This window comes from Comamonas sp. FUJ_7 (assembly GCF_057369555.1).
Genome location: NZ_JBXXZI010000006.1, coordinates 50,814 through 65,290 on the forward strand (window position 1 = coordinate 50,814; position 14,477 = coordinate 65,290).

At 59.5% G+C, this 14,477-nt stretch carries 10 protein-coding genes; 3 read left to right on the top strand and 7 right to left on the bottom strand.

What is annotated here, in order from left to right; genetic code table 11:
- Positions 1-106 precede the first annotated feature (106 nt).
- Complete coding sequence (locus AC2I9W_RS10385; RefSeq protein ID WP_486409894.1) at positions 107-1,297, top strand: FAD-dependent monooxygenase; 1,191 nt, start codon at positions 107-109, stop codon at positions 1,295-1,297.
- A 64-nt stretch (positions 1,298-1,361) separates the two neighbouring features.
- On the opposite strand, the gene AC2I9W_RS10390 is transcribed toward AC2I9W_RS10385, so the two are convergent.
- A complete protein-coding gene (locus AC2I9W_RS10390) occupies positions 1,362-2,615 on the bottom strand; it encodes an MFS transporter (protein WP_486409895.1) in 1,254 nt (417 codons plus the stop codon).
- Positions 2,616-2,733: 118 nt separating this feature from the next.
- Complete coding sequence (gene kynA, locus AC2I9W_RS10395; protein WP_486409896.1) at positions 2,734-3,609, bottom strand: tryptophan 2,3-dioxygenase; 876 nt, start codon at positions 3,607-3,609, stop codon at positions 2,734-2,736.
- Positions 3,610-3,740: 131 nt separating this feature from the next.
- On the opposite strand from kynA, the gene AC2I9W_RS10400 reads away from it, so the two are divergent.
- Positions 3,741-4,619, top strand: coding sequence for a methylated-DNA--[protein]-cysteine S-methyltransferase (locus tag AC2I9W_RS10400; protein ID WP_486409897.1), 879 nt, complete (start codon positions 3,741-3,743; stop codon positions 4,617-4,619).
- A 104-nt stretch (positions 4,620-4,723) separates the two neighbouring features.
- Complete coding sequence (locus tag AC2I9W_RS10405; RefSeq protein ID WP_486409898.1) at positions 4,724-5,701, top strand: DNA-3-methyladenine glycosylase family protein; 978 nt, start codon at positions 4,724-4,726, stop codon at positions 5,699-5,701.
- Positions 5,702-5,703: 2 nt separating this feature from the next.
- Here the strand turns inward: AC2I9W_RS10405 and AC2I9W_RS10410 are convergent, their stop codons facing one another.
- The 5 genes from AC2I9W_RS10410 to AC2I9W_RS10430 form a co-directional block, all read right to left on the bottom strand.
- Positions 5,704-6,309 carry an OmpA family protein gene (locus AC2I9W_RS10410; RefSeq protein ID WP_486409899.1) on the bottom strand — a complete coding sequence of 202 codons (606 nt, stop codon included), beginning with the start codon at positions 6,307-6,309 and terminating at the stop codon, positions 5,704-5,706.
- 14 nt (positions 6,310-6,323) lie between these two features.
- Positions 6,324-10,832, bottom strand: coding sequence for an autotransporter outer membrane beta-barrel domain-containing protein (locus AC2I9W_RS10415; RefSeq protein WP_486409900.1), 4,509 nt, complete (start codon positions 10,830-10,832; stop codon positions 6,324-6,326).
- A 175-nt stretch (positions 10,833-11,007) separates the two neighbouring features.
- On the bottom strand, positions 11,008-12,315 hold the full coding sequence (gene kynU, locus AC2I9W_RS10420) for a kynureninase (RefSeq protein ID WP_486409901.1): 1,308 nt from the start codon (positions 12,313-12,315) through the stop codon (positions 11,008-11,010).
- Positions 12,316-12,394: 79 nt separating this feature from the next.
- On the bottom strand, positions 12,395-13,027 hold the full coding sequence (kynB, locus tag AC2I9W_RS10425) for an arylformamidase (RefSeq protein ID WP_486409902.1): 633 nt from the start codon (positions 13,025-13,027) through the stop codon (positions 12,395-12,397).
- An 8-nt stretch (positions 13,028-13,035) separates the two neighbouring features.
- Positions 13,036-14,403: an amino acid permease gene (locus tag AC2I9W_RS10430; protein WP_486409903.1), complete on the bottom strand. Its 1,368-nt coding sequence runs from the start codon at positions 14,401-14,403 to the stop codon at positions 13,036-13,038.
- Between the last annotated feature and the right edge of the window lie 74 nt (positions 14,404-14,477).

Here is a 14,477-nt window from a genome sequence, read left to right on the forward strand (position 1 = left end):
ACGCAAAAAAGCCCGCCTTGGCGGGCTTTTTTTATGGCGATTGATTTGCTTTGACTTCTGTTACAAGGCTCAGCATGCGAGAAAGTAAGCGGCACAATAAGCGACCATGAATAAGCAGGTGTTGATCGCTGGGGGCGGTATCGGAGGGCTGGCTGCTGCTATGGCCGCGGCGCGGGCGGACTGGGATGTGCGTCTATATGAGCGTGCAGCACAGTTTTCCGAGGTTGGGGCTGGAATTCAGCTAGGCCCCAATGTGGTGCGCTGCCTACAGGCCTGGGGGCTGCAGCGGCCTCTGCAGCAAGTTGTCGCTGTGCCTACAGGCCTGCGAGCCTGCAATGCCGTGACGGGGCAGGAATTGGGGCGCCTGCCTTTGGGGGCGGAGATGGTGCAGCGCTATGGTGCCAGTTACGTCACGATTCACCGGGCAGACCTGCATCAGATCTTGCTGGAGGCCCTGCAGGGCTTGCCCGAGGTTCATTTGAACCTGAATCAGACGGTCAGCAGCTACAGCTCACAGGACGATGTCGTCACCATTCGCACCAGTGCAGGGAAGTTGATTGAGGGCGACGCCCTGATCGGCGCCGATGGTGTGAGGAGCTCTATTCGTGCTCAGTTGCTGGACGATGGTTTGCCACGTGTGACAGGTCATCTGGCCTACAGAGCCATGGTTCACCAGGCCAATTTGCCCAAGCGCCTGCGCACTCATGAAGTGACGGCTTGGCTGGGGCCGCATCTGCATGCCATTCAATACCCTGTGCGCAGAGGCGAACTGCAAAACCTGGTGGTGATTGTGCAGGGGGCACCGCCCGAAGATCTTGACCATTGGGATCATTCAGCCAATCTCCCGGACCTGCTGAAGCACCTCCATGGCACCTGCACCTACTTGCAGGATCTGGTGCAGCATGTGCCGGACGTAGGAGGGGAGTGGCGTCTTTGGCCTGTGGCTGATCGGGTGCCTGTGTCGTCAGAAACCCAGATGGCGCAGGGCTTGGTGGCTTTGCTGGGCGATGCGGCCCATCCCATGCGGCCTTATCTGGCGCAGGGGGCGGGTATGGCCATAGAGGATGCGGCCGAGCTGCAAAGCGCGCTGTCCATGCATGACCTGGATGTGAGTTTGCGCTTACGCCGCTATGCTCTCAATCGCTGGCAGCGCAATGCCCGGGTGCAGGAGCGCTCCTTGCGCAACGGAAAGATCTTTCACGCCACGGGACTGGTGCGCTGGGGGCGCGATCTGTCATTGCGGGCTCTGGGCGGGCGCATCATGGATGTGCCCTGGCTTTATGACGGAGCCTTGTAGCTCTTCAAAAAAAGATAGCTGCAAGCGCTTTTGTACAAAGCGCTTGCGCCATTTTTCAATCAAATCAGTGACTTGCATTGAGTAGCAGTGGTGAGGGCTTGATAAGGCGGTAAGCCAGCACCCCGAAGCCCAGCATGGCAGCAATCATCAGCATGACGGCCTGGTAGATATCGGCCTGCTGGCGCTCTGCCATGCCTGCCACCACGCCGGAAAGCCATTGCATGAGCGCAGCTCCCAGGAACATGGCCATAGTGAAGATGGACAGCGCGCGCCCCGTGGTGGCGGGTGGGTAGGAAGATCGCACATCGGCATAAATCAAGGTGCCATAGCCCGACAGCACACTCATGGCCAGCAGCAGTAGCACGCTGCCTATGGGGTGGTGCACCAGTGCCAGTGCCACAAAAATACTGGCCATCAACACCGCAAAGCGGGCAATGCGCTGGCGGCGTCTGGCGGGGCCGGGGTCCAGGCGGCCGAACATGGACGGGACAAACAGAGAAATGAGAGAGCTGGCCAGCGCCACATTACCCGTGGTGACCAGGGGGAACTGATAGCGGTCCATCAGCATGGGACTGAGCCAGAGGCCGCGCACCGTCAGAAACGATGCATAGCTGACCATGCCCAGCAGCACAATGCCCCAGGTGTGTGGCAGCAGCAGCAGGCTGCCAAAACCTCGCAGCGCTTCCATAAAGCCGGGTTTGGGCTGAGAGTCGCTGGGCAACTGGGGCTCATGCACCTTGAAGAAAATCAGCAACCAGGACAGCGCACTCAACAACGCCAGCAGCACAAAGCCTGCGCGCCAGCCCAGGTGCTGCACCAGCCAGGCCATGGGCGTGCCGGTAAACAGCAGGCCCAGGCCACCAATGCCCAGGCCTATGCCCGAGATGTAGGCAAACTTGTCGGCCGGAAAGTGGCGGGCGATGAACATGGTGCTGGCCAGGAAAGCAGGGGAGCAGCCCACGCCAATCATGAGCTGGCCCAGCATCAGGCCGGAGTAGCTCGGAGCCAGGGCCGACAGTGCAGCACCGGCAATCGACAGCGGAAAGGCGAGCAGCACGGTGCGGCGCAGGCCGTAGATATCCATGCCGATGCCCATGAGTAGCTGGGCCACCCCGAAGGACAGAGCGAACAGCCCGGCAAACGAGCCCAGAGACTGGGCGGAGAGGCCAAAGTCGGTACGTAGCCCATCGGCCATGATGGAGGTGACGGTGCGAAAGGCCTGACTGAGGGCAAAGCCCGTGAGCAGGCAGACCAGCATGGCCCACAGGGAAGAGGACGCAGAAGAGGTCTGCGAGGCAGGGCGCGGAGCGGAAGACATGGCGAATAGTTCAGGAGGTTGCTGCCCGGAGCCTAAAGAGTTCAGGCTGCCCGTGCTGTCACTAAAGAGCAGCAGGGGCAGCCTGAAAGGCGATGGCATGAAGAATCGGTTGGCAGCTTTACAGCTCGGTGCGCAGGCTCCAGATCTCGGGGAACAGCACCACGTCCAGCATCTTCTTCAGATAGCTCACGCCGCCCGTGCCGCCGGTACCGCGCTTGAAGCCAATCACGCGCTCCACCGTGGTCAGGTGGCGGAAGCGCCACAGGCGGAAAGCGTCCTCAATATCGGCCAGCTTCTCGCCCAGCTGGTACAGATCCCAGTATTTGTGCGGGTCGCGGTACACGGTAATCCAGGCCTGCTTCACGCCCTCGCTGGCCTCATAAGGCTGGGTCCAGTCACGTTGCAGGCGGTCAGCTGGGACGGTGATGCCTTCGCGCGCCAGCAGTTGCAACGCCACGTCGTAGAGCGACGGCGATTCATAAGCCTCTTGCACCTGGGCCAGGAGATCGCTGCGGTGCTCATGGGGCTTGAGCATGGCCGCATTCTTGTTGCCCAGCGCGAACTCGATGCAGCGGTACTGATAGCTCTGAAACCCGCTGGACTGTGCCAGATAGGGACGCATGGCCGTGTATTCGGGCGGCGTCATGGTCGACAGCACCGTCCAGGCGTTGACCAGTTGCTCCATGATGCGGCTCACGCGCGCCAGCATCTTGAAGGCATCGGGCCGGGTCTCGCCCGAGGCATTGGCAATCGCTGCGGTGGCCGCGCGCACCTCGTGCAGCATCAGCTTCATCCACAGCTCGCTGGTCTGGTGCTGAACAATGAACAGCATCTCGTCATGTGCGGGCGACAGCGGATGCTGCGCCGTCAGAATCTGGTCTAGATGCAGATAGTCGCCATAGCTCATGTCCTGGCTGAAGTCGAGCTGGGCTTTTTCGTCGCGGACGATGGCTGCGCCGCCATGCATGGGGCAGCCGGAGGATTCAGTGGTCATGGTCAATCGATGGGAGTCTGATGCAATGCGCGCAGCGTAACCGAAAGTTGTCATGTTCAGGGTGCAAGAACGTGGATGCGGCGCATCCCGGCATTGCGTAAAGTCCAGTCTTCATTGAAGAGGTTTCTGCCATGACCCGACCCGCATACACTGCTGCACCAGACTCCGAAATGCTCTCAATCGATGAGCGCATAGTGCAATGCTGTCGCTGGCTGGAGACCGAAGAGACCACGCCTTCTCTGGACGAACTGGCCCAGCGCCTGCAGATCAGTCCCTGGCAGTTGCACCGCAGCTTCAAACGCGCCACGGGCTTGACGCCCAAGGCCTATGCCAAGGCCCATCGTGGCCAGAATGTGCGCGCGGCTCTGCAGCTGCAGCAAAGCAGCTCCGTCACCGATGCCGCTTATCTGAGCGGTTACGAGGCCAGCAGCAGCTTCTACAAAGACGCATCCTCCATGCTGGGCATGGCACCGCAAACCTATCGCCAGCGCGGGCGGCACCAAACGATTCGCTTTGCGCTGGCCGAATGCTCGCTGGGCAGCCTGCTGGTGGCCAGTACGGAGCAAGGCGTGTGCTGCGTGCTGCTGGGCGACGACCCGCAAATGCTGATCGAAGATTTGCAGCAGCGCTTTGCCGCAGCGAAATTGATTGGAGCGGACGGCTTGTACGAGCAAACCGTGGCCCAGGTCGTTGCGTTGATTGAGCAACCCAAGCTGGGTCTGGCCCTGCCGCTGGATATTCAGGGCACAGCGTTTCAGCAGCGGGTGTGGCATGCCTTGCAAAAGATCCCGGCAGGCCAGACGCTCAGCTACTCGGAGCTGGCCCGGCAACTGGGACAGCCCACGGCAACCCGGGCGGTGGCCAGTGCCGTGGCGGCCAACCCGATTGCCGTGGCCGTGCCCTGCCACCGTGTGCTGCGCAATGACGGCAGCATCTCTGGTTACCGCTGGGGCGTGGAGCGCAAGCGGGCGCTGTTGTTGCGCGAGGCTCAGCAGCAAGAGATGTATTGAAACGATAGCTGCTAGCGCTTGTTAATCAATGATTTCAGCCATAAATAGTTCTGATATCTATGAATATAGGGCGGCTAAAGCTATTAAAAAGATAGAGAGCACCCATGCAGATTGAGTGCACACAAAAGCTACCTCAGCCTTACCGCTGGGCTGAATTTTTGGCTTTCCATGGCCGAGATACTCGGCAGCGCTCTGAGTTGCTGCAGCCAGAGCAGAGTCGCTTGCTCAAGGCTTTGATGTGGCAGGGCCAGCCTGTATTACTGGAGCTGAGGTGGGTAAAAAACACAGCGCTGGCGCAGCTGCAAGGCCCTAGCATTGCCAAGGCAGACACACCCGCGCTGCAAGCCATGCTGCAGCGGATGCTGGGGCTGACCTACCCGCCTGGCGATTTGCGAGCCGCCCATGGCAAACATCCTGAACTGGGCCCGCTGCTGCGCCAGCAGGCGGGTCTGCATGTATCGGCAGCGCCCACACCCTTCGAGGCGCTGAGCTGGGCCATCATGGGGCAGCAGATTTCAGTGGCCGTGGCCGTCAGTCTGCGGCGCAAGCTGATTGAAGCGGCAGGCCTGCCGCTGCCTGAGCAGGTGCAGGAACGAGTGCAAAAGCGAGCCCCAGAGGCTGCCCAGCTGCTGGCCTATCCTGATGCCGCGCAAGTCCTTCAATTGAACGTGGAGCAACTGCGGACGCTGAGCTTTTCGCAGGCCAAGGCACAGACCTTGCTGAGCGTGGCGCGAGCCGTGCATGACGGTGACTTGCCGCTTGATGACTGGGCTGCACAAAGTGCTGCAGGGTTGTGGAGTGTGGAATCGGTAGATGAGCTTTCGCAGCAACTGCAGAGCATCAAAGGCATCGGTCCGTGGACCGTGAACTACTGCCTGCTGCGCGGCTATGGCTGGCCCGACGGCAGCCTGCACGGCGATGTAGCCGTGCGCCGCGCCATTGGACGGCTGCAAGGCAAAGAAAAGCCAGATGGCGCCCAGGCCGATATGGCACAGGCACGCATCTGGCTCGATCAGTTCAGGCCCTGGCGTGCGCTGGTGGCGGCGCACCTGTGGGCGTCACTAAACAGCAAGGCTTACTGAGGCTAAGACTGGGGCTGCGTGGCAGCAGGCTTCTTTTTCAAGCCGGTGATATCAACCTCCACGCGCCGGTCAGGCTGCAGACACTGAACCAAGGCTGGAGTGGCCTTGCTGCCCACGCAGTCCGTGGTGACGGGTTCGGTCTTGCCCATACCGCGCGCTGCAATAGGAGTGCTGACCCCCTTGCTTTGCAGATATTGCTTGACGGTCTGTGCGCGGCGCTCCGACAGGCCTTGGTTATAGGCCTTGCTGCCCAGGCGGTCGGTGTGGCCGACGACCACAATTTCCGTAATCTGGATGTAGTCGTTGAGCAGCTGCTCAACCAAAGAATCAAGCTCCAGTCGGGCAGAAGGCTTCATCTGGCTCAGGTCTGTGCCATCGAACTTAAACAGCATGTCTGCCTGCAGCCTGACTTTGTAGAGCTGTGGCTTCTGTGGCTCAGGCATGACCTCCGGGGCTACGTCGACCGGCGGTGTAGCCGAGACCACTGGCTCGGGATCACACCAGCGGTGACGTACATCTTGCAGCTGGCCACAGCCAGTCAGGGCGGTGATGATGGCCGCTGCGCTCAGCAGAGAAAACGGCCTGAATGTCTTGGTATGGGTCTTCATGCGGACTCCTTTTCTTACCAGCTGTGGCGCACACCGATGCGACCGTTGTAGCCTTCGCGCTGGACTCCACCCAGAGCCCCCTTGCTGCCATCGAGCGAGCGCTGATAGCGCACATCGACAAACATATAAGTGCTCTTGTTGAAGGCCCACTGTGTGCCCACACCCAGTTCGCCCCAGGTTCTGCCATAGGACTCGCTGTAGCGGGTGCTTGGGTTGTCGGCTGCCGCGCGATTGGAGGTCATATTGACGGAGGAGCTGCCTCCGGTAAGGTCACGCAGCAGGTTGGCGGTGACATAGAAAGTCTTGGTGCGTTTCTTGTCTTGATAGCGGTCATTCCAGGCCAGACGGGCTCCGATGCGGCCACGCAAGGCATCGTTGTTCATGCCAGTGACGCGATACGTCCCGTCGTCGATGTCTTTTAAGCGCACCATCTGATAGCTCAGCTGAGCCTGAGGCTCGATCTGCCAGTGGCTGTCACCCAGTTGCCAGGGGCGACCGACTTCGGCCGAAACACCCAGGCCCCAGCCACTTTGGCTGGCCGAGACGCCGGTTCTGCTGGAGTACTTGTTGCGCAGCCAGGAGGCCTGGCCCACCAGATCTACGTAGCTGCCGTTGTCGGCATACCAAGTGGTGTAGCCACCCAGAGACAGCATGTCGGTGCTGGACTTGCCGGTGTACTTGTCACCAGAAACCAGACCGTTAACGGCGCGATTTTGATCATAGAAGTCGTGGCTGCCCCAGCCGTAGCTGAACATGACACCGGTGTGGCGACGCGAGAGGTCTTGCTCGTTTCGGCTCACATTCACATCTGCACCGAATTGTGCAAAGCCTGTGCTGCTCTTCACTCCATAGCGGTTGTCGCCTTGAAGCTTCAGGTAGTCGGCATTGAGACGGCCCCAGACCGGATAGATCTTATTGTTGGCATTTTTAGCGCTTTGGTATTGGTCGCAGCGCTGGCCGCAGTCGTCCCAGGCCCAGGTTTGTTGCTCGCCTACGCGTTCATGCAATTTTCCCAGCTGGCTGAAGCCCATCTCCAGGTTGGCCTGCTGTGTCTGCACATAGCCGGGCACGGGGTGAGGAGCAATCGGTGCAGGAGTTGGTGCTGGCGCGGGTGCTGGGGGCTCGGGTGGCTGCTTGGGGTCAGGCGCCGGACCGGGTTCTGGCGCAGGAGGTGGTGGAGGCGGAGGTGGCGGCGGTGCAGAAGCTTCCAGCGTCCAGTGGTAGTTGTTGCCTTGCTTGACCAGCTGCGCTTCAGCGCCATTCAATGTTGGAGCAGTCCCGGTGAAGACTGTATCTAGGTGCACAGCGCTGACTTCAACAATGGGAAGATTGGAAATCTTGGCCTGTGTGTCAGAGGTTACGTTGCCGAGTAATCCGCCGGGGACAATGACTGAGGTATGGCCTTGGGCATTGCCGTTGATCTTGAAGGAGTCTGTTTTAAGGTCATTGCCATCATTCCAGGTGTCGTTGAGCAAGAGCTTGGAGCCTGCAACGCCCGTGTAGTTGCCATTGAGGGTCAGGATGGCACCCGGAACGGCATTGGCATTGCGCAGGTCCAAAGTTCCGGCATTGCTGAGCAGATCGGCATTCACCGTCGCTTGAGTCACACCGGTTTTGCTCAGCGTGGAGCCGGGGCTAATGCTCAGAGAGCTAAGGCTGGTGGTGCCGGTTTGACCCAGGTCGCCAGTGAGGTTCAGGCGAGCTTGATCCTGTAGTTTGATGTCAGACCAGTTGATGATCTGGGTGTTGTCGGCAGAACCAGCTCCAGGGGTCTGACCATTGAGGATGGTGGCGCCTCCAATGGTCAAAATGTCGGTGCCTTGACTGCCATCGGCATTGATGCCGCCGTCCATGATGTAGACGTCACGCAGAGAACTATTGCCTAGAAAACTCAGCTGGTCATCGCCTTGACCGAGGCGGAAGTTACCCTTGTAGGTGACGTCGCTGAAGGTCAGGTGATCGGTGCCTTCGCCGGGATTGCTCGTGCGCGAGCGTGTCTCGATATTGCCAATCAGGGTGCCGCCTGACTGGGATAGCGTCAGTGATTTGTACTCGTCGGCATCAATCAACTGGAACAGTGTGGATTCGTTGAAATCTGTGGCGGTAGAGGCAATGCTGCCGGTTTGTCCGCTCATGTCCAGCGTACCGTTTTTGGCTGCGCGCAGATAGAACACCGAGGCCGTATGGCCGGAGTTCCCCATGTCGATCGTGCCCGTGTTCTGGGCTTGAATGTTGAACGTTCGGCTGTTGCTGACATCGGCTCCGGAGGCATCTTGCTGGATGGCAGAAGCCACAACAGCGATTGCCGGGCCTTGGAAGCCATTGGGATTGCTGTTACTGATCTGTCCGGAGTTGATGGCGCTCAGGTTGACCGAAGTGGCCGAGGGCAAGTCAAAGACCGGGGCCACGATGCCGCCCAGGTCATTGTTGTCCATGGACTGCGTCTTGGTGATGTTGGAGGCGCGAATGGTGGCGTTGTTGATCTTGGCCACTTCACCCTGCTGTGCCACATAGATGGCGGCGCCGGCACCAGTTTGAATGCTGCCGCTGTTGTGTACCTTGACAGGGTCGTTGATGGTGTAGGCCGCAATACCGGCATTGGCTGCAGAGCTGGCCGTGTTGCTTTCGGCCATGGGCACGAAAATGTTCTGGTAGTAGCCCTGAGTCGTGTCCATTGAGCGGCTCATATCACCCGCCACCATGATATTGCCAGCGTTGACAATATTCAGGCCAGGCTGAACCCGATTCAGAAAGCTCATGTCAGCAGGGTTCTGAGAAGCTGCGTCCAATGAACCGCCGGGGCGGCTGGCTTCTTCTCCCTGATTGCTGACGGAATGCTCTGGATAGCCTGGAATCGTTTCTTTGTACATGTAGTCTGCAGAAGCAGGTGTTTTGAACTTGTAGTTCTCCTGAATCTGGTCTGCGGTGTAGGTGCCGAGATCCGAGACGGCCAGGGTGTTGGCTGCAGTGGTCGAATTGCTCAATTGCTTGGTTAGACCGGTGGTGGTATTCATCAAGCGGCTGGCACCATTGGTGGTGCCTACGGCTGCAGCCAGCACACCGGTGGTAACGCCTTTGGTCTGGCTCAGGTCAATGGTGGAATTGGCGGCGATGTTGATGTTGACATTGGCGCCGCCCACTGCCAGCACGCCGGTGCCGTCGGTGACATTGCTGCCCAACTGGATCTGGCTGGGTGTACTCAAGGTAGAGTTACGTCGCCCCATCTCCAGCATCACGATGGAAGCGTTGTCGCTCTTGCCCGGGTTGAGCATTTCAATGCCGATGGCATTGGAAATTACGGGAGCTACAGGGCCTGTGGTAATGGCTGCGCCTGTGACTGGGTCCACAGGGTTTTTGTCAACGGTGGTGATCTGACCGCTGAAATCCACATAGTTGTATTCCGTGGGGGTGCCCAGTGTGCCTGCGCCCTGCTGAGCGCCTGTCACCTGGTTCGTACCATTGCGGTACTGGCCGCGCACATTGGCGGTCAGTGCAGGGGCGCGGTTGCTTTCTTGCAGAACCAGCGTGGAATCAATGCTGGCATGCAGCAGCTTGTTGGCCACGGCGACGATGGGGCGGCTGCCGAGTGCGTTGACCTTGGCCCCGCCCTTGAACGTCACATGTTCATTGCTACTCAGTTGCAGCATATTGGTGGCAGAGCCTGCAGCGCCGTTGTAGGTGTTCGTGTGAACGGTGTCGCTGGCGACAGCTTTGTTTGTGCCAGACTGCTGCACATAAGGGTCGCCGTTGACGCCCAGAGTTTTATAGTCACTGCCGTTGGCATAAAACAATGTGGTGAACGCATCGCCTTGACTGGGGATGTTGCACCAGCTGGGCTGTCCGCAGAGAAAGGATGACAAGCTTGAATAGGTGGTGGTGAACTGTCCTCCAACTACGATGATAGGGGCGTTGGCTGTGGCATTCAGGCGCATCTTGGTGGGGGCGACCCAGGATGTTTTGATGCCGTCAGTGGAGGTGCCTGCAATCGATTTCGAATTAATGCCGCTGATCAGCATTCCAGTGGTGTCGCTGCTCTTAGTCAGAATGTCGATATTGATCTGACGTGTAGAGCCAAAGAGCGAGGTATAGGTCGGGTTGCCCGCGTACTGAAATTGATACAGGCCATCCTGGTTGAGGCTCATGTTCTCAAAGGACATGCCTGTCTTGACCATCCTGTAGGTAGGCGATGTCTCCTCCCAGGTACTGCCAAGAGCGTAGCTGTATTCGGTTTGGTTTTTCAGGTAGTGATCGACGTCGATGTAGTAAGAGCGGCCCATAGGGCGGTTGCCTGTACTGACTTCGCTGGCGACGACGGGATTATTGGTGTTGCCAATGGTGTTGATCTCAAGCGGCGGTGCCGAGAGACGGGGGCCAATTACAAGGGCCTGTGCCGTGGAGAGGGCGACACCAAAGACTGCGGCCGTAACGACGGCCTTGGTTTTGCCCCGCGCTCGCCCTGTCTCGGGTACAGCGACCCAAGTTTGTAGTTGCTGGCTCCAGATGCTCTTGAAAATTTTATTCATTCCCATCACCTCATCACAAAAAACTATGCGGTGATGCTCGTATGGGTGCGTGCTAATGACTGTAGGAAAAAACTGTTAATGATTGCATACTTTGTAAAAGATATTGAAGTCAGAAAAGGCCCTGCGATGAGTCGGTACTCACCTTCAGGGCCTTTTGTTTCAGGACGGATAGGGTTTAGGTCACTGCATTGATCTGGTTGAACTCGGACTTCTTCCATTCGCCCGATTCCAGTACCTGGCGCAGATGCTCGACTGCGTGCCAGACATCTTCAAAGCCCACGTACAGTGGCGTGAAGCCAAAACGCAAGATGTCCTTGTGCTTGCCCGTTCCGCCGTCGCCCTTGCGGAAGTCGCCAATCACGCCGCGTGCAATCAGCGCCTGCACGATGGCGTAGGCGCCGCTGTCCTTGCCGTCCACGCCCAGGCCTTCATCACGCGTCAGGCAGACCTGGGAGCCACGCGCTGCATGCTCGCGCGGTGTGGCAAGACCCAGGCCGTAGCCCTGACAGCGTTCTTCTACCAGTTGAATGAACAAATCGGTCAAGGCCAGCGACTTGGCACGCAGCGAGGCCATGCCGCCGAATTGCTCGGCTTCTGTGTAGATGTCGATACCGCATTGCAGCACGCTCATGCTGAGCATGGGCTGAGTGCCGCACAGGTAGCGCTGAATGCCCTGGGCCGGGTGGTAGTCGGGCACAAACTTGAAGGGCTCAGCATGGCCAAACCAGCCCGACAGCGGCTGCCAGAAGCGATTGATCAGGCGTGGGTGCGCCCAGACAAAGGCGGGCGAGCCCGGGCCGCCATTTAGGTATTTGTAGCTGCAGCCCACGGCAAAGTCTGCATTTGCGCCCTTCAAATCTACGGGCACGGCACCGGCGCTGTGGCACAGGTCCCAGATGCAGAGAATGCCTTGGGCGTGTGCGGCAGCCGTGACGGCAGCCATGTCGTGCATGGCCCCGGTGCGGTAGTTGACGTGGGTGAGCATGGAGATCGCCACGTCGGCTTGCAGTGCTCCGGCGATCTCTTCTGGCTCCAGCAGCACCAGTTCCAGCCCATATTCCTGGCAGACGGACTGGGCGATATAGAGGTCGGTGGGGAAGTTGCTGCGCTCGCTGATGATTTTCTTGCGGCTGGGCGAATCTTCACGGGCGATGCGCGCCGCTGCGCTCAGCACTTTGTAGAGGTTGATGGAGGTGGTGTCGGTGAACACCAGCTCGCCCTGACCAACGCCCAGCCATGGCGCGAACTGGTTGCCCAAGCGCTCGGGCAGGGTGATCCAGCCGGCCTTGTTCCACGAGGTGATGAGGTCCTTACCCCACTCCTGGGTCACCACTTCTGCGGCGCGTGCAGCAGCGGCTTTGGGCTGGGCGCCCAGCGAGTTGCCATCCAGATAGATCACGCCCTCTGGCAGGGCAAAGCGATCGCGCAGGGGGCGCAGAGCATCTTGGGCATCCAGCGCCTGGCAGTCTTGCAAAGTGGTCATCGTTTTCCTCGTTTCTTTCTCTATTTTGATAGCTGCTGGCGCTTATTGTGTCTGAATTACAGCCGGTTTTTGCTTGGAATCAGCTCAGGGCTCGCAGCACGGCGCGTACGGGTGACGCATCGGCTTCGGTCAGTTTGAGCGGCAGGGCAATTAGCTCGTAGTCACCTTCGGCCACGGCGTCCAGCACCAGGTTCTCCAGCACGCGGAGGTTGCGCTGGCGTATCACCATGTGGCTGTCCAGTGTCTTGCTGCTGGCGGGGTCTATGCTGGCCGTGTCGATGCCAATGAGCTTGACGCCCAGGTCGGCCAGTTTTTGTACGGTCTCTGGTGCGTAGGCGGCAAGATCCGGGTCCCAGTTGGTGGGCGCAGCCTGGTAGGTGCGCACCAGCACGCGCTGGGGCAGGTCGGAGCTGATGGCGTGGGCGATATGCTGCCATTCGATCAGCGGCCCACAGCCTATGGCGTGAATCACGCGGCAGTGGCCGAGAAAGGCATCTAGATCGATAGCGCCAATGGCCGCGCCCTGCGCATCGTAGTGTAGCGGCGCATCGGCATGCGCGCCCACATGGGGGCTCATGCGAATGGCACTGACATTGACGGGGCAGCCCGGTCCAATCGTGGCGCACCATTCCTGCGAATAGGCGGTGTCGCCGGGGAACACCGGGCTGGACGGGGCAATGGCGGGAGAAATATCCCAGAGTTGTCGTGTCATGGTGGCAGTCATTTTTTGCGGTACCAAAGCGTATAGGCAAGTATGAGCACGATCAGAAAGGGCACGCCCACCAGGGTGGTGGTGTGGAACTCCTTGGTAAACAGTGTGGTGACGATGACGCCCAGCATGAGCAAGGCACCGATCAGCGTCAGCACCGGAAAGCCCCACATGCGGAACTCCAGCTTCTGTCCCGGATGCTCGCGCTGCCAGCGGGGTCGAAAGAACAGGTGCGTCACAAAAACCATAAACCAGGCGAACATGGCGCCGAACATGGCAATCGACATCATCAGCTCCAGCGATTGCTCGGGCTTCCAGACATTGAGCACCATGGCCACACACATGCCCATGCAGGACACGGCAATCGCGCCCAGCGGCACGCCGCTCTTGCTGAGCTTGCTCAGGCCCTTGGGGGCATAGCCGCCGCGAGAGAGACTGAACATCATGCGCGAGGTCACATAGAGCTGGCTGTTCATGGCCGACAGCGAGGCCAGCAGCACTACAAAGTTCAGCGCCGCAGCCGCGCCGGGGATCTGCAGAATTTCCATCACCTTCACAAAGGGGCTTTTGTCGGTGCTGGCGTGACTCCAGGGCACGATGGCCAGCATCAAGGCCAGCGACAGCAGATAAAACAGCACCAGACGCAGCACCGTGGTGCGAAAGGCGCGGGTCACGGCCTGTTTGGGGTTCTGAGCTTCGCCGGCAGCAATGGCGATGGACTCCAGACTCAGGTAGCTGAAGATGGCCACGATCACGCCCACCCAAGTGCCCCACCAGCCGTTGGGGAAGAAGCCGCCATCGACAAAGTAGTTGTCAAAGCCCACGCCCTTGGGGCGCGTGCCAAAGACCACATAGGCGCCGATGAGGATAAAGGCCACGATGGCAATCACCTTGACCATGGAGAACCAGTACTCCACCTGGCCAAAAGCCTTGACGCTGGTGGCGTTGACGGCGGCCAGCAGGGCTGAGAACAGGGCGACCCAGACCCACTGCTCCACATCCGGAAACCAGTAAGCCATGTACTTGCCCACGGCGGTGACTTCCATGCCCACGGCCAGCACCACGGCGCCCCAGTAGGCGTAACGCACCAAAAAGCCGGCCAGAGGACTGATGTAGTGCTCGGCATAGGCGCCGAAAGAGCCTGAAGTGGGGTGGGCCACCGTCATTTCGGCCAGGCAGCCCATGAGCAGCAGGCCGATGAAGGCGCCGATGCCATAGCTGATGAGCACACTGGGGCCGGCAAAGCCGATGGCAAAGGCGCTGCCCATGAAGAGGCCGGTACCGATGGCGCCGCCAATGGCGATCATGGTCATCTGGGCGGAATTCAGGTGCTGCTGCAGCCCGGTTTCGCGTTGTTGAATACTGTCAAAGTTGGCCATTGCTCACTTGCGCGTGCGAAAAATCGAAGCGGCAAGTATCCCGCGAATGTAGGCCAGAGGCGGGGCGGGCCATG

Excerpts from the sequence above, each read along its gene's own strand:
- AC2I9W_RS10385 (WP_486409894.1), top strand. The coding sequence starts at position 107 with ATGAATAAGCAGGTGTTGATCGCTGGGGGCGGTATCGGAGGGCTGGCT.
- kynA (WP_486409896.1), bottom strand. The coding sequence starts at position 3,609 with ATGACCACTGAATCCTCCGGCTGCCCCATGCATGGCGGCGCAGCCATC.
- AC2I9W_RS10405 (WP_486409898.1), top strand. The coding sequence starts at position 4,724 with ATGCAGATTGAGTGCACACAAAAGCTACCTCAGCCTTACCGCTGGGCT.
- AC2I9W_RS10390 (WP_486409895.1), bottom strand. The coding sequence starts at position 2,615 with ATGTCTTCCGCTCCGCGCCCTGCCTCGCAGACCTCTTCTGCGTCCTCT.
- AC2I9W_RS10430 (WP_486409903.1), bottom strand. The coding sequence starts at position 14,403 with ATGGCCAACTTTGACAGTATTCAACAACGCGAAACCGGGCTGCAGCAG.
- AC2I9W_RS10410 (WP_486409899.1), bottom strand. The coding sequence starts at position 6,309 with ATGAAGACCCATACCAAGACATTCAGGCCGTTTTCTCTGCTGAGCGCA.
- kynB (WP_486409902.1), bottom strand. The coding sequence starts at position 13,027 with ATGACACGACAACTCTGGGATATTTCTCCCGCCATTGCCCCGTCCAGC.
- AC2I9W_RS10400 (WP_486409897.1), top strand. The coding sequence starts at position 3,741 with ATGACCCGACCCGCATACACTGCTGCACCAGACTCCGAAATGCTCTCA.
- kynU (WP_486409901.1), bottom strand. The coding sequence starts at position 12,315 with ATGACCACTTTGCAAGACTGCCAGGCGCTGGATGCCCAAGATGCTCTG.
- AC2I9W_RS10415 (WP_486409900.1), bottom strand. The coding sequence starts at position 10,832 with ATGAATAAAATTTTCAAGAGCATCTGGAGCCAGCAACTACAAACTTGG.